19 protein-coding genes and 1 tRNA gene are annotated in these 21,824 nt (G+C 44.1%); 10 read left to right on the forward strand and 10 right to left on the reverse strand.

Annotation, left to right across the window (positions count from 1 at the left end):
• Positions 1-4: 4 nt before the first annotated feature.
• On the reverse strand, positions 5-7,264 hold the full coding sequence (locus HGH90_RS00055) for a Rossmann-like fold-containing protein (RefSeq protein WP_169190050.1): 7,260 nt from the start codon (positions 7,262-7,264) through the stop codon (positions 5-7).
• A gap of 308 nt (positions 7,265-7,572) precedes the next feature.
• Here HGH90_RS00055 and HGH90_RS00060 point away from each other — a divergent pair, with 308 nt between their 5' ends.
• Entirely contained in the window at positions 7,573-7,842 is a 270-nt protein-coding gene (locus HGH90_RS00060; protein WP_169190051.1) for a hypothetical protein, read from the forward strand.
• 114 nt (positions 7,843-7,956) lie between these two features.
• Here HGH90_RS00060 and HGH90_RS00065 read toward each other — a convergent pair whose 3' ends face one another.
• The 3 genes from HGH90_RS00065 to HGH90_RS00075 form a co-directional block, all read right to left on the reverse strand.
• Positions 7,957-8,586, reverse strand: a complete 630-nt coding sequence (locus HGH90_RS00065; RefSeq protein ID WP_169190052.1) for a carbonic anhydrase family protein — start codon at positions 8,584-8,586, stop codon at positions 7,957-7,959.
• 115 nt (positions 8,587-8,701) lie between these two features.
• Positions 8,702-9,199 carry a 5-(carboxyamino)imidazole ribonucleotide mutase gene (purE, locus tag HGH90_RS00070; protein WP_168765475.1) on the reverse strand — a complete coding sequence of 166 codons (498 nt, stop codon included), beginning with the start codon at positions 9,197-9,199 and terminating at the stop codon, positions 8,702-8,704.
• A gap of 6 nt (positions 9,200-9,205) precedes the next feature.
• The gene (locus tag HGH90_RS00075; protein ID WP_169190053.1) at positions 9,206-10,324 is read right to left on the reverse strand and encodes a 5-(carboxyamino)imidazole ribonucleotide synthase; all 1,119 of its coding nucleotides are present in this window, start codon (positions 10,322-10,324) and stop codon (positions 9,206-9,208) included.
• A gap of 129 nt (positions 10,325-10,453) precedes the next feature.
• On the opposite strand from HGH90_RS00075, the gene HGH90_RS00080 reads away from it, so the two are divergent.
• From HGH90_RS00080 to HGH90_RS00105, 6 genes are all read left to right on the forward strand, one after another.
• Positions 10,454-11,128: a TetR/AcrR family transcriptional regulator gene (locus HGH90_RS00080; RefSeq protein ID WP_168765477.1), complete on the forward strand. Its 675-nt coding sequence runs from the start codon at positions 10,454-10,456 to the stop codon at positions 11,126-11,128.
• A gap of 87 nt (positions 11,129-11,215) precedes the next feature.
• A complete protein-coding gene (locus tag HGH90_RS00085; RefSeq protein WP_168765478.1) occupies positions 11,216-11,761 on the forward strand; it encodes an RNA polymerase sigma factor in 546 nt (181 codons plus the stop codon).
• Between the two features lies 1 nt (position 11,762).
• Positions 11,763-12,551 carry an anti-sigma factor domain-containing protein gene (locus HGH90_RS00090; RefSeq protein WP_169190054.1) on the forward strand — a complete coding sequence of 263 codons (789 nt, stop codon included), beginning with the start codon at positions 11,763-11,765 and terminating at the stop codon, positions 12,549-12,551.
• Between the two features lie 219 nt (positions 12,552-12,770).
• On the forward strand, positions 12,771-13,484 hold the full coding sequence (locus tag HGH90_RS00095) for a ferritin-like domain-containing protein (RefSeq protein WP_169190055.1): 714 nt from the start codon (positions 12,771-12,773) through the stop codon (positions 13,482-13,484).
• Between the two features lie 34 nt (positions 13,485-13,518).
• A complete protein-coding gene (locus HGH90_RS00100; RefSeq protein ID WP_169190056.1) occupies positions 13,519-14,328 on the forward strand; it encodes a ferritin-like domain-containing protein in 810 nt (269 codons plus the stop codon).
• A gap of 28 nt (positions 14,329-14,356) precedes the next feature.
• A complete protein-coding gene (locus HGH90_RS00105) occupies positions 14,357-14,770 on the forward strand; it encodes a hypothetical protein (protein ID WP_168765482.1) in 414 nt (137 codons plus the stop codon).
• A gap of 209 nt (positions 14,771-14,979) precedes the next feature.
• Here the strand turns inward: HGH90_RS00105 and HGH90_RS00110 are convergent, their stop codons facing one another.
• Positions 14,980-15,258 (reverse strand): hypothetical protein, encoded by a 279-nt coding sequence (locus HGH90_RS00110; RefSeq protein ID WP_169190057.1) that lies wholly within the window; start codon positions 15,256-15,258, stop codon positions 14,980-14,982.
• Between the two features lie 552 nt (positions 15,259-15,810).
• On the opposite strand from HGH90_RS00110, the gene HGH90_RS00115 reads away from it, so the two are divergent.
• A complete protein-coding gene (locus HGH90_RS00115) occupies positions 15,811-16,383 on the forward strand; it encodes a collagen-like protein (protein ID WP_169190058.1) in 573 nt (190 codons plus the stop codon).
• A gap of 523 nt (positions 16,384-16,906) precedes the next feature.
• Here HGH90_RS00115 and HGH90_RS32190 read toward each other — a convergent pair.
• The 5 genes from HGH90_RS32190 to HGH90_RS00130 all read right to left on the reverse strand — a co-directional run bounded on the left by HGH90_RS32190 (position 16,907) and on the right by HGH90_RS00130 (position 18,859).
• On the reverse strand, positions 16,907-17,116 hold the full coding sequence (locus HGH90_RS32190; protein WP_168765484.1) for a phage integrase SAM-like domain-containing protein: 210 nt from the start codon (positions 17,114-17,116) through the stop codon (positions 16,907-16,909).
• 473 nt (positions 17,117-17,589) lie between these two features.
• Positions 17,590-17,814 carry a PDDEXK nuclease domain-containing protein gene (locus tag HGH90_RS31560; protein WP_211172556.1) on the reverse strand — a complete coding sequence of 75 codons (225 nt, stop codon included), beginning with the start codon at positions 17,812-17,814 and terminating at the stop codon, positions 17,590-17,592.
• Positions 17,815-17,826: 12 nt separating this feature from the next.
• The gene (locus HGH90_RS31565) at positions 17,827-18,048 is read right to left on the reverse strand and encodes a PDDEXK nuclease domain-containing protein (RefSeq protein WP_211172557.1); all 222 of its coding nucleotides are present in this window, start codon (positions 18,046-18,048) and stop codon (positions 17,827-17,829) included.
• Positions 18,009-18,473, reverse strand: coding sequence for a DUF1016 N-terminal domain-containing protein (locus HGH90_RS31570; protein ID WP_211172558.1), 465 nt, complete (start codon positions 18,471-18,473; stop codon positions 18,009-18,011). Before HGH90_RS31570 ends, HGH90_RS31565 begins: the two co-directional genes overlap by 40 nt.
• 302 nt (positions 18,474-18,775) lie before the next feature.
• A tRNA-Leu gene (locus HGH90_RS00130) sits at positions 18,776-18,859 on the reverse strand.
• Positions 18,860-18,991: 132 nt separating this feature from the next.
• On the opposite strand from HGH90_RS00130, the gene HGH90_RS00135 reads away from it, so the two are divergent.
• Together HGH90_RS00135 and HGH90_RS00140 are read left to right on the forward strand one after the other, a co-directional pair.
• Positions 18,992-20,275, forward strand: coding sequence for a hemolysin family protein (locus HGH90_RS00135; protein ID WP_168765487.1), 1,284 nt, complete (start codon positions 18,992-18,994; stop codon positions 20,273-20,275).
• 53 nt (positions 20,276-20,328) lie between these two features.
• A complete protein-coding gene (locus tag HGH90_RS00140; RefSeq protein WP_169190059.1) occupies positions 20,329-21,813 on the forward strand; it encodes an arylsulfatase in 1,485 nt (494 codons plus the stop codon).
• Positions 21,814-21,824 lie beyond the last annotated feature (11 nt).

Consider the following 21,824-nt stretch of genomic DNA (forward strand, 5'->3'; position numbering starts at 1 on the left):
AAGTTTATGATAATGAACCGAATACCGGAGTTGCTAAACCTTTCAGCAAATCCGCTTTTACTCTTTCCCATGCAGGGTTCACAGGTGGCGGTGTGTCTGATTCATCTTCCGATTCATTGTCGGTATCCACCGCCGTTTTTGCTTTCTTATACTCTGCAGCATCCGCCGTGTCATTCTCCCTTTTCCGTCGGAATACAAATTCCGTAGAACCGTGTTTGGTGACATCGGCAGAACCGCCGCCTTTTGTCATGGTGTGTTTATACCCAGGATAACGTGTGGCGCTAAACTTATGCTTACTATCAAGCACCCAGGTACCGTTCTCTGCTCCCGCGTCTAATACTTTGGAAAAACCATACATGGATTCTACTTCTTTTTGTTTTCTTCTGTTCCATACCCGCGGAATGTGAATTTTGACATCATCACCCAAATATGTTCTGACCTCACGGAATAGGCCTGCCAATACATTAGAAGTATGGTATTTACGGCTTTGTGTATGTGGATGACTGAAATATATCTGTTCAATACCCAATGCTTCGGTATCTGTCCAGGTGCCAAAATCGGTGGCATCTACACCATGTAGTACCTGCACCCCCATTGCCTTCAACGCCATTTTGTTTTTATACATCGTGTCGTAGAAATCCAGCTCTTCCAGCTGGTCTTCTGTTTCATATGTCGTTGCCACCATCGTATGCGCTATCTCCGGATGCTTGGTGGCAAATGCCAGGGCATAAGTGAAATCGGATTCACCGAGAAAAAGCCTCGTTCTGCCAGCAGGGTTGGAAGATGCCGCCACAGGGGCTTCAAAAGAAGTTCCTGTAGGGTCATAATTAATCAGTGGATTATTACCCACATAGGTATAAAGGTTCAATCCATCTACCGTACCTTCGGGGTCCGGCTTATTCCACCTTCCCAGCCACGATAGGTAGTAGCGTGCACCATAGTAATACAGCCCGGTACTATCATCACACTCCTTGCCGTTGTAACGGTAGTCTTTAAGATCTACCTCTGTTTCACTCTCCCCTGCTATAATGCCGGTGCCTCCAAAGGGGAAGTATTCCTCATAGCTGATCAAGGCAGCCGCTGCATCTCTTTCCATGGCTACGGAGCTAACATTGTTACTCAGCTGAAAACGGAAACTGCGATCACCTGCTGCGTGCCCATTACGCTGATTGCTGGCGCTTACCCAATAGTGAACAATCAGCGCACAGTTACCGGTGTCCATCACGCGGAGTGTTTGCCGCTCCGATGTAAGGGCAGGACTACCACTGCCGCCCACACTGTATTCACGCGTCACTTCATAATTGCCGAGATATATCTTCTGCGAAATATTTGTGACCGTACCTCCATGATCAAGGGTTTCATTTACTTTAAGCGTACGCATTTCTGAGGCATCATAGAGATAATAATCTGCATCGTCTGGTTGATCCGGGCGCGTAATAATCGCAGCTTTTACCAGATTATTACAACAGTTGTAAGATAATGGTACCAGGCTGTTGATCTCCAGCTGCCGCATGTTTCCGGCTTCATCGTATTCGATGCCGCTAAGCCGGTTACAATTCGCCAGCACTGGCGTATCCACCGTATAAGATGTACTGGCGATATGCTGTTTCTTAATAAGATTGTTGGCATCATCATAAGTATATATCTCCCTATAGTTCTCTAATTTTACCAGGTCATTAGAAGATGGTAACTGGCTGAAAATAGATTGCTTAAAACTATTATCTACCTTATTATTCTTGTAGGTATTGCCATTAATGCCAATGTGTTGACGCCCGCTGGCTTCTATCAGCCGGTACACTGCATCGTAGGTAAAATTGGCGACCGGATCTACCTGCTGATTATTGTTAAAAACAATTTCCACGCTCGTATCATTTGTTTGCGTGATATTACCTACCGGATCATAAGTGTATACTATATCCATTAACAAATTGGCATCTACCACGTTTACCCTGGTCTTCGTTTTTGTGAACACTTTGGCACCACCTTGTTTGGTTGTTTGCTGTTCCATCAGCCGCTGCGTGGTATCTTCATAGGTATAATTGCTAGCAGTACCGTTGCCATAGACCACCACTGTTCGCTGTGAATTAGCATTGTAAATAATACTGCTGATGACGGCCTGTGTATTGTTATCCTTGAATGTCAGATCGACACTTTTAAGCAATGAAGCCTTGTTATAGGTATTGGTCGTGATGGTATCATCTGGAGTGGTACTGGTGGTGAGTAGTTGCAAGGCGTTGTAAGTATCCTTCTGCAAGTATACTTCTGGTTGCAGCGGTACCTGGTCTTTCCAGTTTACCGGCAGTTTGTAATCCTGTACCATCTGGCGGCTGTACTGCATAACTTGCCCCGCCATACTATAACTGCTGTCGATAACGATGCCACTTAAGTCATTCAGCTGATAGACCTGTCCTCGTAGGTTATAGTTATAGGAGTCGGCGCGCGTTTCGCCATAGGTGTATACTTCAGCAAGACTAAAATCTTGGAAGGAAGTGACGGGACCAGTGTTGTCCAACTTTTTCACCAACAGTTGGAGAGGCCGCTGCAATTTGTCGTAACTGGTAAACTGACAATAGTTACGCGAATTCCAATCCAGCAGGCGTTTATCAAAGATATTGAGCAGTTCCTGTATTACACCAGCGTCTGCGCTATCGGTACTCAGTGGCTTTTCGGCCTCCATCGCGTAGAGATACCTGAAATTATAATAATGGGTACCCTCTTGCTGATTCGACTCATATAAGCGCGGATCAACAGATTCCACTACCCTGCCCTGAATATCATGGATCGTATGCGTTGGCAGCTGCCTGCCATCAGCCATGGTATGAATCTCCATACAAGCGTTGCCTGTGTTCGAGGACACGGTAATGGTAGGCGTATCAAAAAAAACCGCGGCTTTTTCCAGTGCCAGCTTTTCTGCGGGGGATACCTTATCCGGATAATTATTTTTGTAGAAAGATGACTCCAGTACCGTATCATCTTCATCATAATATTTCTCTTCCCAGGCAGTACGCGTCGTTTCGGTGAAGAAGCCTTTAGGGGTATCTACTCTTATCACGCGCATCAAGGGATCATAGTAGGTACTGGTAGGCGGTATCAGCACAATATCATCCACGCCTTCATAGTAAGGCGAGTCGGAGAAAAATGGGAGATACTGCTCGCAGGGCTCTCCTTTGTTGTTGTACACTGTACGACCGGAGACCATCCACTGATCCGTAGTTGTATCTTTGTCAACCAAGAGCTTACTCTCGATATCTCTTCCCATTCCGTCTTCATACTGTATCGTAGTCTGACAGCTAAAAGGAGTGCTGGCCGCATTTACGTAATAATATTGTTCCCGTACCAGATGAATAGCGCTGATCGGCTGGGAGTCCCGATTGGAAGGCTTCCAGGTATGCAGGGAATAAAAGAAATAGTTAGTGGCGCCCTGCAGATAATAATCTTTATGTGCCAGCACATCATCAAAGGTGATAGCGTTTCCGGAAGATCCGGTCAACCTGTTTTGATACTCCGCAGGTTTACTATCGTAGGCATAGAGCCTCATTCCTCCTGTATCTACAGCAGCCTCTTTCCCAAACGTGCTGGTCACTGTTACCAGGCCAAGTGGATCAAAAATAGCCTGACTAACATTATTATTAATATCGATCACCTGCTTGTATTGCATCACCTGGTAATCTATTTCACAAGTCTGCTGATTGATCGTTGTATCGTCCAGGTATTCTTTCTGTACAATCGGCATCAAAACAAAAGGCGTATCATATTCCAGTGTTACCTTCTCAAACAGCGAAGAAGTGGACGCAGCAAAAGAATTCTCCGTTTTATAAGGCATATGGAAATATCCGGACTGGGTATGATCATAATAATACTGTATCAACCCACGATTCCACCAGTAGCCATTAGTCGTATCGTAGTAATAGCCGCCGTCGTCTGCCAGGATGGCCTGGGTGAGATGATTGGTAAAAGCGGCATCTATAAAGGCTTGTGTGAATGCCGCCGATTGCAGGTGATGTGTTAGCCCGTTTGCGCTGATCTGGCCAAAAGGCAGCACGGCAGACTGATCTTCGTTCCAAAAATAGACCTGGTTCCATGTCAGCTGCCTGGCTTCTTTCTTCAAAGGATCGAGTACGCCTCCATAGGGTACTACATTCGTAAATGCGGTATCCACCTGTGATTTGGCCGCATTGTAGCTGAAGTATTGATTATTCGCATCGGGAGCCAGCCCGAATAATTCAAATTGTTGCTGCTCACATAGCAGCCCTCTCCATCTGTAGGTTGCATTTTCAGCAGTATCGATGTACTCATATTGGGCGCCCGTTGCCTTTAGTATCAGCTGGTCCGGCAAAGTGCCAGACATATTGTTTCTGCGGGGCAGATAAATGATCGCAGATGCTTTCACTTGTCCGCTCAGTTCATCGACCGACAAAGTAAAATTCTGCTGTATACGCGGATCATCCGGGTTGCGTTCATAATTGTAGGCGATGCCTTCTCTTGAATGAACAGTAAATACGGCATAGCGCTGTCCGTTGGCAGGTTGCACCAGGGTGACTGTCACATTAGATGCTTCTACCGTATAAGGGTTGGCCGCTTCCGGACTTTCATCAGTTCCATATACTTCCCTGCGCAATAGCTGACCGCTCAGCGCCAGGTAGGCTTCTCTCACGATCTCTGCATCATCGTTATAATCCCCCAGTTCCATTACACTATCCGGGAAATCGTATGCGGACTTGTCTCCCTGGAAAAACTGGCGCTTATAATAAGCCATATTTGCCTGATACCCTTCAGATACGCCGGTTAGGAACCATTGCCGGGTATATACTGGTGCCACGAATAACTCAGGATTGAACTGTTGGGAAAAAACCTGATTGGAAGTGAAATCATCAAACGTTTCCGTATCCCAGGATTCAACATATCCAAACCCGCAAAACCTTCTCTCTGCAGGATCGTAGTAGCCATCATGGTATTTATATGCGGTGCTGTAGCGGGTATTGGTGATAAGGTCGATCGTTACTTTTGATTCTACCACCTGCACTGGAAAACGCAGTTTTGTCACCCAGGGTTTACCTGCCAGTTTATCTTCCAATGCGAATTTGGTGGAACTACAATAATGTAGTTGTGTGATACAACCCATGTTATTGTCCACCTCATTCATCAGAAAGGGCTTCATCGTTTTGGCGGTGGTGCTGCCGTATAGTGTGATTTCTCCAGTAAAATTGTAATAATAGTGGATAGGTGTCGGCGCTATTTTGGTTAATACCAGGCAGGTAGTGCCATTGCCCAGTACATCTGCAAAACTCAGCTGGTCCATCGCATCATACAATGCCGGGAGCTCTATCCTAATAGGATCGGCGAAGCTATTACCATTCTGATTGAGGTATATTGCTATATGATTGGCAAAGAGGTAAATCAGGTCTGTGGTGCCCGTACCGGCGATATCTGCCAGGTAGAGTTGGTTACTGTTGAAGTTATTATCAAAGAGGGGGGCATTGCCCATCAGCACTTTCTTTCCGTACACCCCGTAGCCGAGGTTGGGCCAGCACTCCACGATACCGCTGCGGATGCGCACTCTATGCGACAACCCATCTCCAAATATGCCCGTAAACGTCACCAGTTCCTGGCTGGCACTGGTTGGGGCCGGAATGCTATTGGTGTTGGGTACACTTCTGAGTGGTTTGTATCCTTCCTTTCCTTCAGAGAAAAAGATATTGATATAATTAGGCTCCGCCTGCAGCAGATCTGTTTTGCCATTATTGTTGATACCTACCGGCTCCATGAATGGTAGAGACGCCGTATTAGGATACTGGCGGAAAGTGCTGAAATTATCCCAGGTACCATCGTTGTTGCAATCATAGAACCCTGCATTCCCTGGGTTGCTGATGAGCATCTCCAGCTGTCCGTCGCCGTCGATATCCACCAGCGTGGCATTTCCATCCTGTATGTTTCTGTTAACCGGAAATTGCTGACAGTATGCCGGACCGGCGTATTTTCCTTCGCCAAGTGGTGCGAGGTAAAAAGAGGTTTCATTGTTGCTATAAAGGAAACCGGGTAATCCATCACCGTAGAGGTCTACCGGCAGGTATTCCGCGTTGCTAAGATCACCGGGAATAGTGAAGCCCTCTCCCATCTGGAGCACTTTAAATTCCGGCGCCACCGGCGGATTGAAGGCGGAGTAACGCAGTTCCGTTGTGGGTTGCGCGAGTGTTGAAAAAGTGCCGTCATCATTGAGGCGATAACCGCTGAGGGTTACTTTATTCAACATCGACATACATTGCAGTTCAATATTGTTATAAGCCTGCTGGTGCAGGTACTCCAGGCCCAGGGATTTCACCAGCAGCGGCGTTGCCTGCAGGCTGGCAAAGTGATGAAACAGTAAAACGTTGCCGCATAAACGAAAAGTGCGTATTTCAAAGCCACTGTTATACACGGAATACGGATCCGGCCGGCAGGCCCAGCTTTTCATTGGGATGTAGGCCTTTGCCGGATCAGCAAGATCATATTCTCCGTAATCAAATATCAGCTCAAATGCGAATTGCTCTCTTTGAGACGCATCCAGATAATTGCCAAATTGGATACTATGAATATATCTGTTGGCTGTCACTGTTCTATTCTGCTCATAAATGGTGGCAGGTACATTATCCGTATTTTCTTCTTTATAGCTGAAGCTATTTTTATTTCCTTTACTGTCCTGGCTCTCATCTATCAACCATTGAAAAATCTGCTGCGGTTGGTCAGGGTTACTGATACGCGACGCCCCCGTCTGCCCGTAAAACCTGAGAACATTATCTGCAGACAGCACTTTCCAGAAAGAGAGACCCGTAGTATCGTCTTTCCATTGTTCTATGAGGGAATAATTGCTCAATATTCTGGGGATATAGATAGTAACCGTATAGGAGATACTGTTAAAGGTTTCCTTCCGTGGGTTCCCGTTCATTTCTTTTATTAGCAGTTGTCCCGCTTCTTCCATTTCATAGATCATATTGCTATGATACTGTGGGGTGCCCGTTGTTGTGCTGACAGATATTTTTGAGAGAGATAATGAACAGCCTAATCCAAAGGTGCTGTTACCGTTCCCTGAGCTATAACTGAGCGCCAGATTGGGTTCAAAGCCTCTGGCAGCTGTTACTGGAAGGGGTATGGAATAGGTGCCGGTACCTGTAAAAATATTTGGCTGAAAGGAATCTTCCAATCCTTTCATAGCCCCGCCCCCTTTGGGCAGCGACAATTCTTGTATGGAAATTTTACTTTTCCCGGATTTATCTTCGTTTGGTTCCATAGTATATCATAGTTAGGATAACTGATCAATTACACCATCGTTGAAAAAATACGAACAGACAATCGCCTTCCGGCTAACACCAGATAAGTCATATGATAAGATCGGGACAGAAAAGTGGATAACTATCTGCCCGGCGGTCCGTACTGCCGGGGAAGAAAGGGATCACACATGCAAAGGATTACAGGTTTATTGGATAGTTGATGAAAAAAGGGATTACGCATCTTAATCAAATTAAGTATTACGAGGTTATCTGAGGTAATAGCAGCTGCTAACAACAAGGTTTTCAAGGTATCTCATCACAACGTCATATGAATGCAGGTACAATTACTCCTCCTGTTACAACGGAAAATAAAACTACAGCTGCTTACAGAATATTTCCATACAGTTCTGCTATTTTTCTATACAAAAAAGCTTTTTTGGCAACTATTTTTTTTAAGATCTTACCAGATGAATACGAAGTGGCAGTTTTTTGTAATAATAATAGTAATGGGCGTCTGCAGATGATGCCAGATACTGTGCCTTCCCCTGCTGCTGGCAGAGGAAGCTATCTGGCTATTGATGGAGCGGTAATCTTATAGATAAAGTACGGGTAGAGGTAATAAGCAATGGGTTGGAAGCGCTAATACCCAAACAGAAGAAGATGTTAATTGAATGACAGGCAGCGTTGCTGCCTGTCGCGGTACCGGCGGGCACTACTCCTCAAAGAAAGTGACTGCCCCCGTTTCCAGGTGATAGATACCACCTACTATCTTTATTGCCCCGCTATCTGCCAGTTCTACTATAATTGAACTTTCTGCTTTTAGCTTTTCCATTACATGACGCACATTATTTTCAGTTACATTCTTTACAAATCCGGCGTTCTTTCCGTTCCTGTTTTCAGCAGGGGTAGCTGTTTCACGGTCGATAGCCGGCTTTATCTTGTCCAATAATTGGGTGAGGTTACCGAGGTGTACATCTTCGCAGGCTCCTTTTATAGCTCCGCATTGTGTATGGCCCAGGACCACGATTATTTTAGAACCTGCCAGCTGTGTACCAAATTCCATGCTACCAAGAATATCCTGGTTGAGGACATTGCCCGCTATGCGTATACTGAATATGTCACCCAGCCCCTGGTCGAAGATGAGCTCTACAGAAGTGCGTGAATCCATACAGCTAAGTACAGTTGCAAACGGATATTGCCCGTCTCTTGTGGCATTTACCTGGCTCAACAAATCCCGGTTGGCTCTCAGGTTGTTAACAAACCTTAAGTTACCTTCTTTCAGATACTGAAGCGCCATTTCTGGTGCAAGCGTATTTTGTGATTCCTTGGAGTGCTTGTACATGTTTTAAAGTTTGGAAATTATTTATACAGCATTAAACAGGCGCAGGCATTTAGGTTAACAAAGCAAATACCTGCAGATTTAATTAGTCATGGCATTAATTCAAGGTACAAGCCTTCTATACTATTTGATCTAATGTTTCATTTTGCTTGTTAACCTTGTCATAATTCTCTTTTTTTAATGTTGCGAGCATTTCCCTGATTTTGCTGTTACTCGTCCCTAAAATCTGTACCGCGAGCAAACCGGCATTGCGCGCGCCATTAACCCCCACTGTGGCTACGGGTATATCACCCGGCATTTGTACTATAGATAAAAGGGAGTCCCAGCCATCGAGAGAGTTTGTAGACTTAATAGGCACGCCAATTACCGGTAAAGTAGTAATAGCGGCAACCATACCAGGAAGATGTGCTGCGCCGCCAGCGCCTGCGATTATAATCTTTAAGCCACGTTCTTCAGCAGTAGCAGCATATTCAAACATTTTTTGAGGACTGCGATGTGCCGATACCACGCTAAACTCGTAGCCTATTTCAAACTTCTTTAGCACTTCTATTGCCTGACGCATAATAGGTGCATCGGAACTACTGCCCATAATAATGCCTACCTCTACCTGTTTCATATTTTTTTAATTTAAAATTTTTCGAATTGTTTCAGCTTTGGCGATGACGCTTTCGATAGTATGGTCTGTGATAGTTATATGGCCTACTTTCCGACCCGGCCTTTTACCCTCTTTGCCATACCAATGAAGGTGGGAACCCGGGACGTCTAACAAACGCTTCAGTTTTCCTTGTTTATCAGCATTTAATGGAGCACTTTCCAGTATATTCATCATTAAAGACGGGCAACAGAGCCGGGGATCGCCCAGGGGCAGTCCGAGTATAGCCCGGAGTAATTGTTCATATTGTGACGTGGTGCTGGCTTCTATCGTGTGATGACCGCTGTTGTGCGGCCTTGGAGCCAGTTCATTCACTAAGAGTTTATTATCTTTTGTAACAAACATTTCTACAGCAAGAATGCCGACCAGCTCGAGCGCACCCGCAATTTGCTTAGCGAGTGCTATTGCGTCTTTTAATATTTCGTCGCCTATCTGGGCGGGCGCTATCTGGTATTCAAGTACGAACTTCTCTTCAGAAAACACCATCATCACGGGGTCATAGCATTCTACAGCACCATGCTCGTTTCTTGCCACGATTACAGAGATTTCATGTTTAATATTAACTAATTCTTCAACCACACATGGTGCGTCAAAGGCCGCTAATATATCTTCCTTTGTCTTTAAGACCATAACTCCATAGCCATCGTACCCATCACGACGCTTTTTTAGACAGACAGGTAGTTTATTTTCGTATTGAAACAAGTCACTTTTGCCCTGAATGGCTTCTCCGGGTACCACAGGTATATTATGTGATAGCAGAAACTGCTTTTGTGTAAATTTATCCTGTATTATTTCGATAGTATCAGGCGCCGGAAAAATTTTTACGCCTTGCTTTTCGAGCTGGCGTAAAGCGTTAATATTTACAGCTTCTTTTTCTATCGTAATGACATCGAGCCCCTTACCAAACTCCAAAACGGCCTCGAAAGAAGCAGGATCACCGCAAAAAAAAGAAGAAGTATAACGTGCACAAGGTGCATTAGCGTCCTTGTCCATAATCGAAACACTGAGCCCCAGATCTATGGCGTGCCGTGTAATCATCGCACCCAACTGACCGCCCCCTAAAATTCCTATTTTCAAATTTTCAAGCATAATCATCAATTGCCGCAAAGATATAAAACTATTTAAAATGATAGTAATACTATTATTATTTATAGTAAAATAAGGAAATAAGAGCGATTTACTATTAAATCGTAATTTAGGCCCATTAATTACTTAAGTATGGAGTTGCAGTTGCAGATAAAAATGAATTCCAAGCTTTACCTGAGAGACCCGGATAGTACCGAACTAGGCCGTAATATCATTAAGCACAGTATAAAACTAATCCATGATATTGGCTTTGAGGACTTTACTTTTAAAAAGCTGGCTATAGAGGTCGGAAGTACAGAGGCCAGCATTTATCGGTATTTTGAAAACAAGCACCGGTTACTGACCTATATTACTACCTGGTTTTGGACATGGTTGGAGTACCAATTGATATTTCATACCAACAACCTCAAGCATCCAAGAGAAAAAATAGATATCGTTATAAAATTGCTCACCTTCGAGGTGCAGGACAAATTTATTGTAGAACATATTGACAAAAGTATTTTACATGGCATAGTAATCTGCGAAGGCGACAAAGCATACCTTACAAAGAATGTGACGGAAGATAATAGATCTATGTTGTTTAAGCCATATAAAGACCTTTGTCACCGTATTGCTGAGATCTTCCTGGAGTTAAATCCTGAATTTGCGTATCCACATTCGTTGGCGAGTACTTTAATTGAAACCGCACATCGGCAGATGTACTTCAAAGAATACCTTCCGCGTTTAACCGACTTTGGCAAATCCAAAGAAGTAAGGCCATTAGTCGAATTCCTGCAGCATCTGGTATTTAAGTCGCTCGACAACTGACAAAAGACGGGAATAAGAAATTTTTATTCAGGCAAACTTTTCAAAAATGTATTTCGTAAATACATGCGCATTTGAATATATCTGGCTTTGAAGGAACCACAAACATACATTACCGAACAGCAACTGGTAAATGGATTAAAGCAACGCGAGCAAGCTGCTTTCAGCTACCTGTACGATCATTATTCGTCTGCACTGAATGGCGTAATTTACAATATAATTCCGGATGCCAATATCGCGACAGATATTCTTCAGGAGGTATTTATAAAAATCTGGCGGTTGATCGACAACTATGATCCTGGCAAAGGAAAGCTGTTTACCTGGATGTTCAACATTGCCCGTAGTACAGCTATTGACCTTGTTCGCAGCAAGGAATGGCGAAACAGTAAGCGGAATAATAGTTTAACTGAGGACTATGCCCAGTTGCCTGATAAATCGCGGCCCTTATCTGACCTTCCTGAGCTACGGAAAATAGTTTATACCTTAAAAGAAGAATATAAGACCGTCATCGAATTATCTTATTTTGAGGGGTATACTCAAAAAGAAATTGCAACGATGGAACAAATACCCTTGGGAACAGTTAAAACACGATTAAGAGCAGCATTATTACAACTTAAAAAAAAGATCAATCTTTAACGTGGATATCAAGGCATACATAGAAAGTGGAGTGATTGAAAGCTATGTATTAGGCATGGCAGATGCAGAAGAAGTTGCTGAACTTCAGCGCCTTCGTCTCGAATATCCTGCAATTGCTGCTGCAATAAAGGAACGGGAACAATGGCTTCGTGAATTTTCAGAAGCTACCGGTCGCCCCGCGCCTGGCGCTCTTAAGGATCAGTTGCTGCAATCTCTCAATAAAGAATTTGCTGTTACATCCCAACCTGTACATTTCATCAACCGCCGTTTAAAATTTATAGCTGCTGCATTACTGCTTGCCCTGTTCGCAAGTACCGCAGGGAATGTTTATCTCTATAAAAAATATACTAAAGCCACCGGTGATTTTATATCGCTTCAAAAAGACCAAATTCAAGTACTTGCGGAGAATCAGGCTTATCAGGCACGATTAATAACTTTCGATCATGAACTGAAGGTTTTGTCTGAGCCAGGTGTGATCAAAATACCGCTGACTGGCGTTACAGGGAAGGAAGGTAGCCTTGCCACCGTATACTGGGATACAGAGAGCAAGGACGTATATCTGATGGTCAATAATCTTCCTCCCACACCATCCGGCAAACAATATCAACTGTGGGCACTGATAGATGGGAAACCGGTGGATGCCGGCATAATATCAAACTGCGCGTCTTTTCTCTGTCATCAGAAGCAGGTAACCGGCGCTCAGACATTTGCCATCACCCTTGAAAAGACGGGCGGAAGCCCAACTCCAACGCTGGACCAAATGTTCGTAATCGGAAATGTGAAATCATAAATAGCTGGTAGTTGTTCACGTCAGCAGATTCAAATGCAGAAGCCGCCTCAATAAGGCGGCTTTATTTTTTAAAAAAATCAACCAACCAAACTTTTAGAGAAAACATCTCGTATCTCAGATGGCAACTGACTGGCATCAACGAAAACAAGTCAGCTGTAAGTATGCTTCCATGCAACCCAAAACTATTCTTGAATGATTATGTAACCTAACATCTGAATTATGGACAACAAAAACACTCTTTTGCCGGCGCATGGCAATAACAGCCTTTCATTGCCCGAAATGCCGGGGCGGAGAAGATTTCTCTCTTACCTGGGGCTCGCCGCTACCTCCGCTACTGTGATTGCAGCATGCAGAAAAGACAAAGACGACAAAAATACCGTGCCGCCCGGTAGTATTGATCTTGGAGCTGGCGACATGGGGATACTTAATTGTGCATACGCACTGGAACAGTTGGAAGCGGCCTTCTACACGCAGGTAATTAGTAGCCCCTTCAGCGGAATGACTGCCAATGAGCAGTTGTTGCTGACAGATATACGTGATCATGAAATAGCGCACCGTGAGTTTTTTAAGGCTGCCTTAGGAACAATGGCGATCAAAAGCCTTGAGGTAAATTTCTCTTCAGTAAATTTTGGAAGTCGCGACAGTGTACTTGCTACCGCGAAGGCATTCGAAGATCTTGGCGTTTCAGCCTATAATGGGGCGGGGCAACTTATTAAAAACAGCAGCTACCTGCTGCTGGCAGGTAAGATTGTATCCGTTGAAGCCCGTCACGCTGCGCTGATACGCGATCTTATCAGTAATGGTTCTTTTGCCGACAATACAGTCGTTAATTTGAATGGTCTCGACCTTTCCAGTAAACCTACCGATGTATTGGCGACAGCCAGTGTATTCCTTAAATCGAAACTCTACGCAGGTAATCTTCCAACATCCTGAAGTCTCCAAACATTCATCCTGAAAAAAAGTAGTTATGAATCTCGCAAATATTATATCGTCAATCGAAAAGATAGATCCGGAGTTGCATGATCGCCTTGATAGTAGACGAGGCGCAATGCAACAATTCGCGAAAATAGGCGGCAAAATTGCTATGGCTGCGATACCTTTCGCATTGGGTAGTATGTTCAAAACGGCCTACGGACAATCTACCGGCGACGTATCTTCCGTTCTAAATTATGCACTCACGCTTGAATACCTGGAAGCCGAGTTCTATACCAAAGGAGCTGCTTCAGGTGTTGTTCCCGCCGGTACTCCTGCTGTTGGAGCTATCAATACCATCAGGGACCACGAAAACGCCCACGTTGCGTTTTTGAAAACCACTCTTAACTCGCTCGGTGCAACGCCTGTATCAAAACCAACATTCGACTTTACAGCAGGTGGGACCTTTGCCAATGTATTCACTAACTATGATACCTTCCTGGCGGTGGCCCAAACTTTTGAAGACACCGGAGTCAGGGCCTATAAAGGCAGAGCGGGGGATCTGATTTCCAACCACGCAGTACTGACAGCTGCATTGCAAATCCATTCAGTTGAAGCAAGGCACGCCTCTCACATACGCCAGATGCGCAAGGCCAGAGGCGCCAACATTAAACCCTGGATAACCGGGAACGATACAGGCGGCATTGGCAGTGCAGTACAGGCCAGCTATAACGGCGAGGAACTCACAACCCAGGCTGGGATAAACATACAGAACTTTGTGAACGCAAATGCTGCAAGCGAAAGTTTTGATGAACCGCTTACAGCCAACCAGGTGCTGGCCATCGTAAAACCTTTTATCGTATAATTTCAAAACAAAATTTAAATACTAAAACATGAAAAAGATATTCAAATTGCTTAGTACAGCGATGGTAATGTTACTCATTATCAGCAACGTGGACACGTCAATGGCCAATACCAACTTATCCCTCAGCATACACGCACCCGCGGTTGAATGGAAAAAATCAACCACTGGGACATGGCCTGGCATGAAGGATGGAAAAATATACTGGTATAAACTGGACAAAAATGCCAGTCTTTGGTGGAGTGCAGACGGAAAGAAATGGGCAGCGGTAAAGGATGGCCTGTGGGCAGACAAAGAGGGCAAATGGCTTAAAATTTATCAGGGCAAACTTGTCTGGAGTACAGATGGTAAACAATGGAGCGAAGTACCAGACTGGAAGTGGGAAGGTTCAGACGGTAAATGGTACAAGTTTGATGCTAAGTGGAGTCTTTGGGTGAATGAATAATGCAGAGAACAGCCGTTAATAAAAAAAACCGCAAAGAAAACATTTCTTTGCGGTTTTTAGTGCCCACTAGGGGAATATTATCGAACCAGTTCATGTTGATAATGAAACTTTTATCTAATGTTTTCAATTTATAATTATCATGAAAATGTAATAGGACTATTACACAGATTTCAGCTGACTGGCTTAGAGTATAATTCAATAAAATCACATTATTCTTTCTGCTTCCTCTTAAAATTCAAATAATCATCTTCCTTCCTTAAGGCTTGAGGTGAAAAATTTTGCATTTCAAGTATCGCTGCCTTTCTTCTGGAATATATGCTGCCGCTTGTAAGGACACTCGCATTATCATGGCCAGTGCAGCCATTTAGATGCCCAATAGCTATCCTTTCTATTTTCGTGGTTACTTCGATAACATCTCTTTTATTATCAAATATCTCATCAGCTATGGAAAGTGCTACTTCAAGGGCTGCGGTGGATTTATCCGGCATTCAATACCTGGTTCATGTAATGCAATATCGTAATAATGTAGGATGTCGGAAGTGTCATCGTAATCTGAGAATCCTGCTAGAATATAGAGCAAAGGGGTATCACATCCTTCTCTCAAAGCCTGCAAAGCGGCGTTGGGTATAGATCGCAAGCTTTCGATATTTAATATGACTTTTAAGCATGTTGTCGGGAAGTCCATTTTTATGTTTTAGAGCTGATTGTTAGAGCTTGAGCCTGAATTCAAGCGTAATACGCAAGAAAATATTTCTGTATGAAAAAGAGAGGGTTGGGATAAGAATTGAGCAAAATTTAAAAGAGGTTGTCTCGCAAATTGAAGTGCCCCAAAAGTGTCTAACCTTTTGGGGCACTTCAATTTGCGAGACAGCCTCTTTCTTTACTAAGATTCCTCTTCCACGCACCAGGAGGCGGCGTACATGGGTCTGTACTTATCATGTGGTGATAAAAAATTGTCGGATTAATTTGTATTTTAGTTTCCCTAATCAAAATCAGGTGTGAAACCCCTAACCTTTCATGCCGTTAACACTAATTTAAATATGAAAAGACACAACCTTATTTCCCCATTAGCCCTGCTGTCAGGGCTTTTTTTTGTTATGTTCATGATATCCTGCGGTAAAGATGGTGCCGTTGGTCCTGCCGGCGCAAATGGCCCCAAAGGCGATACTGGCCCCAAAGGTGATTCCGGCGTTGGCACTGTGTTCTATTCCGGATGGCTGGATGTGCCGTTTAAGCCGGATACCATACACCTTGCAGGTGGTAGAATTGATACGATAGGTTATTATGCCACTATCGACGCCCCTAAACTCACCAAAGAGCTGTTAAGCAGCGTAGATGTAAAAGTATACATCAACTCCAACGATATAAGTGATCCTGTCATTTATTCGTTGCCTTATACTGCTCAATCAGGTCTTAGAATCGATGTATCGGCTTACACACAGAAGATTGAATTGTATGCCAATGCGGATGTGGGTACGCGGTCTGTCAATGGCAAGAAGTATCAACAATACCGTTACATGATCATACCCGGCAATGCGCAGGCAAGATCGGCTGCTCCGGTAAACTGGTCCAATTATGCTGCTGTAAAAGCATATCTCGGATTAAAAGATTAAAAAAAGAAGAGAGCGTCTCAGTTATTTTTGAGACGCCCTCTTCTGCATTTAGTTTGATAAATTCAGGAAGTAAGGCATTAGTTCAGGACTAGGTGATTAATAGTTACCGTCTGATCTTTGGGTCTATGTCTTTTATATGTTTTTCTAACTTGATCAGTGGTAGTATGTCCCATTAAGTAGGCTACAGTTGCATCGTCCACATTATTATCCTGTAACAAAATAGAGAAGCTCAACCGAGCACATGACCAGGTAATAAGCTTATCAATGCCAGTATCTGCCATCCATTTCTTTAGTATTCTATTGCACCCATTAATAAATCAGCGTCAACATGCCTAAGGCCTGTATAGCAGCATAGAATAAAGGCTTCTTTTACTTCTTCATTTATACAAGGTGTTTGTAGGAGCGGAATGTATTCCTCAGCTTCCAGATTTTCTCTTCGCTTCTTGCTTGGATTAGATTTAGCGTTGACATATTCCGTTGGATTCACTTTGTAGTAACCATCATTTGTCGCCGCCTTTAAAACTCATTTAAATCTGGAGTAGTAGTTCAATGGCGTTTCTCCGGTAAAATTGTCCAATAGGTATTGTCGGAAGCATTTACAGAAGTTCTCGCTGATGTCAATTGGTGCAATAAAATCAGCCTTAATGAAATTCCTGAATTGTTTAAGGCTATTGGTTAAGCGGCGGTTCCCTTTACGTGTGTTGACCGTTACGTATTCTTCATAGTATTCCAAAAAGTTGGCTTTAAACTTATGAGAAGGAATAAAAGCACTGCCAATTGCTTGCTGCTCGATGGCTAGCTGGCTTTTTTTTAATTTCTATAAGTGATAGTGCTTGTTTGTTGTGATTCTTTTCTATGATTTTATCTCCTTTCTTACTTAATCTTTGCAGCATGTTCATAATTGACACTTGAAAGAATTAAAAAAGGCCTGTAAGTCAATTACTTACAAGCCTATTACATGCACCGGAGTGTACTTTTCTCGAACCAAAGGTTACTTCCGGATAATACGCAATTCAAGGTCAGTTATTAGTCCAGGGGATTTATTATTCTTTTTCACCAGCTAGAAAGGGATCTTTTGAAATTTACTTGCTGATGAAAAGAGAGTATTATTAACTGGTCATTGCCTGGTTGCCAGCTATGTTTTGGTAAAACCCAAACGATCAATTTCATCATGCTCCTGCATTTGAAATATAATTGACCAAGCTATTACTCCAGCACCTTCTTCCGTTCAATCCTTTCTTTAGCTTCAATGAAGAGATGATGTATTTTTTTCTCCAGTTCTTTTTTAGGAGGTAGTTCTGTCCAATATTCCGCTACCATGATCCCATCCTTATGCATTTCCAGCAATTCTACTTGTTCTCGTCTGCTTTCGGCACATAAGATTAAACCAATCGGAGATTGCTCTCCTGCTTGTTTTTCGTATTTATCCAACCACTTTAAATATCATTCCATTTGTCCCTTATGCTGGGCTTCGAACTTTCCCAGTTTCAGCTCAACAGCTACCAGACGTTTTAAATTTCGGTGGTAAAACAATAGGTCTAAATAAAAATCTTCGCCATCAATAATCATCCTTTTCTGACGCTCTATAAAGGCAAACCCTTTGCCCAGCTCCAATATGAAAGCTTCTAGTTCCCGAAGTATTGCTTCTTCGAGATCCTTTTCCATATATGTGTTTTGTAATCCGTCTGATCAACGGCTAGTTGTGCATAGAAAAGCCTTGCTTCCTGGTGCTTCAACGGTAGTAATTCCACAAAATGCGACCAGCTTAGCTGTCGTGACAATGGTTGGATTGTCTCCAGATCTGTGAATTGCTCAGCAAATTGAAGCATTCTTCTTAAATTTCTTATCTCAAAGTTTCTTCCATAGTGGCTTTTTAATTGTGTCGACAGTGTCGACACAATCTGCTTAGCATACTCCGCCCGCTTATTTTTAAGGATTTCATCATTAATGCGTTGGCCAATCCGCCAGAAAAGTAGCGTAAGAGTACTGTTAGCATATGAAAATACTTGCTGTTGACTTTGCTCGATAAGCTCGGAAAGCTCGATGAATAAAGATTGATCGATTAACGTTACACTTTTCTTTTTTGCCATTGTACTTATTCTTATCAGCAATCCAATATAGAGGAATGCAGTTTTTTCAGGTTAAATGAATGACCTGAAAGTTAAATACCCAAAGAATAGTATGCGTTAATTGAAAGTTAATGCAGTGAGAGAATAACTCAATTTTAAAAGAATATATGGTTCGATTTTCCCGGAAAAACTCACTTTTTACGGAAGCCATTATCGAACCGCCCGCCTCAACGAAGCTGTGAGGCTAATATACGCGCTGGACGCGGGTTTAGATAAAAATAAAAATGGACAAACCAAGAGTAATCTCGATTTGTCCACTTTAGTGCCCAGAACTGGATTCGAACCAGCACACCCTTGCGGGCGCTGCGACCTGAACACAGTGCGTCTACCAATTTCGCCATCTGGGCAACTGATATTGTGTCAGGGGTTGCAAAGATAAGCAGCGATTTCTTTTTTCCAAAAATTTCCGGTGAAATATTTTCTCAGTTATATATGCCATAAACAATCTATGCCAGGAGTTGTTAATCCAGGTAACAACTATGCTGATTATGATTTCTATCCTCATCATTGTCCTTCTCATTGCACTCAATTTCTATTTCTCTATTGCGGAGATCGGGCTGATATCCGTAGATAAGACCACCCTGCAACAACAGGCTGATAGCGGCAACGCCAGGGCTGCCAGCGTGCTTAAGCTGGTGAAAGATCCCGATGAATACCTCAGCGCGGTACAGGTAGGTATAACGTTGGTGGGTATACTGGAAGGTCTCTATGGAGGCGACCTCATGGCCGCCTGGCTGGAGCCCGTTTTCAGGGGCTGGGGCATGCATAGGGCGGTGGCTCATCTTACGGCGCTCATCACCGGCGTGGGAACGATTACTTACCTCACTATTGTGATAGGTGAGCTCATCCCCAAAACCCTGGCACTGGTTAACCCTACGAAAGTATCTTATCTCATTACACCCTCTATGATATTCTTCTCCCGCGTAACCTGGCCTTTTATTAAACTACTCACTGCCAGTACCAAGTCCATACTGGGCCTGTTTAATATTAATGCTATCCACGAGGAAAAACTAACGGAGAATGACCTCCGTGGCATGCTCATCGTAGCCTATAAACAGGGACTGATCGACAAAGGCGAATTTACCCTGCATAAAAATCTCTTCTCTGCTTATGACCTTACCGCAGAAAACATCATGACACCCGCCAGCATGATTACGTATATCAACGACCGTATGAACCGGGACGAAATAACGGAAACGATCAAACGTAGCATTCATCGCACCTTTCCGGTAGCCAGCGAAAGAGAAGTGTTAGGCGCGCTGGGTGCGAAAGAATTCTTCCTGTACCCCGAGAAACCGTTGCCGGAGCTGATGGCACCTGTCTCTTTCCTGGCGATCAACCAAGCGGTATATGATATTTTTCAGCAACTGCGCCGCGAAAACACAAACATGGGCGTAGTGATCAACGAATACGGCGAATGTGAAGGCGTCATTTCCTACCATGATATTGTATCCGGCCTGCTGGGCGGCAGCCTCCCCGGTTATAACGCCCGGGAACGATATCTCGTACAACAACCCGATAAAAGCTGGCTCACATATGGTTACACGAGGTTAAGCTACATCCGAGAAACCCTCAACTTCGAATGGCTGCGGGAATATGAAAAAGAAGATATCACCATAGCGGGCCTCCTTATCGATAAACTGGCACATATTCCGGCTCCCGGCGAAAAAGTGCTGTTGAACCAGGTAAGCTTCGAAGTTAAAAAAATGGATCACCACCGGATAGATGAAGTCATCATCCGTACGCAAACGCTTGCGCAATAAAATCGTAGTATTTTCGCCACCCGCAGCTTATCTTGACGCAAAAACACGTTATAATGAAAGCTGCTTCCTTATTTGTTGCTGTGCTGCTATATTGCCTGGCAATGACAGCACAATCGCGGCAACAGCCCAATATCATCTTCATTTATGCGGATGACCTGGGCTACGGAGAAACAGGCCCGTATGGCCAACAAAAAATAAAAACACCTCACCTCGATCGCTTATCAGCTGAAGGCATCCACTTTAACCAGTTTTATACCAGCACGCCGGTATGCGCACCCGCGCGATGTATGCTGCTCACCGGCCGCCATGGTGGACATTCCTACATACGTGGCAACTATGAAATGGGCGGTTTTGCCGACTCGCTGGAAGGAGGACAAATGCCGCTGCCGGAAGGTACCGTTACCATTGGTCACATGCTCCAACAAGCCGGTTACACCACCGCCACCATCGGCAAATGGGGCCTGGGCATGCCTTTTACTACCGGTAGTCCAAATAATCAGGGCTTTAACTATTTCTACGGCTACCTCGATCAGAAACAGGCACATAACTACTACCCTACCCATCTATGGGAAAACGGGAAAGCCGACAGCCTCCACAATACCTTTATCGATGTACACCGCCATGTAGACCCTAAAACCGCTACCGACCAGGATTTCGATTATTTCAAAGGAAAAGATTATGCGGTAGATGAAATGACGAAAAAAGCCACACAGTTTATCAGCAGTCATCGTAACGGACCCTTTTTCCTCTACCTGCCTTATACCCTCCCCCATGTGTCGCTACAAGTGCCCGATAGCGCCGTGCAACGCTATATCGGGCAGTTCGATGAAAAGCCCTACTATGGCCAGCAGGGGTATGCCGCACATAAATATCCCCTATCAGCCTATGCGGCCATGATCACTTATCTCGACACACAGGTAGGTATCATTATGCAACTGGTAGCCAGGCTGGGACTGGACAATAATACCATCATCCTGTTTTCGAGCGATAACGGCACCACGTTTAATGGCGGGGTAGATCCGCAGTTCTTCAACAGCACCGGCGGCCTCAGGGGATTAAAGATGGACCTCTATGAAGGAGGTATCCGCGAACCGCTCATTGCCCGCTGGCCTGGCAAAATACCGGCTGGCAAAACGTCCGAGCTACCGGGCGTACAATACGATATAATGGCTACTTTGGCAGCAATTGCCGGCATTAAGGCCCCCGCAAATGATGGTATCTCCCTGTTACCGGAAATGACAGGAAAACATGCGCAACAAGCCACCAGGAAATATATCTACTTCGAATACCCGGAAAAGGGCGGGGCTATTGCCATTCGCATGGGTCAGTGGAAAGGCATTAAAAATGGGCTGAAGAAAAATCCCGGCGCCAACTGGGAGCTGTACGACCTCAATAAAGATAAAGCAGAAGAACACGATGTTGCCGGCATGCACGCCGACCTGCTAAAAGAATTTGACGCCATCGTGAAAAAAGAACACCGGAATACTCACCTCAATGAATGGGAATTTATCAACTCGAAAATGAAAGCAGCCAGATAATCATTGTATTT

Source organism: Chitinophaga sp. Ak27 (assembly GCF_012726295.1).
Classification (GTDB): Bacteria; Bacteroidota; Bacteroidia; order Chitinophagales; family Chitinophagaceae; genus Chitinophaga.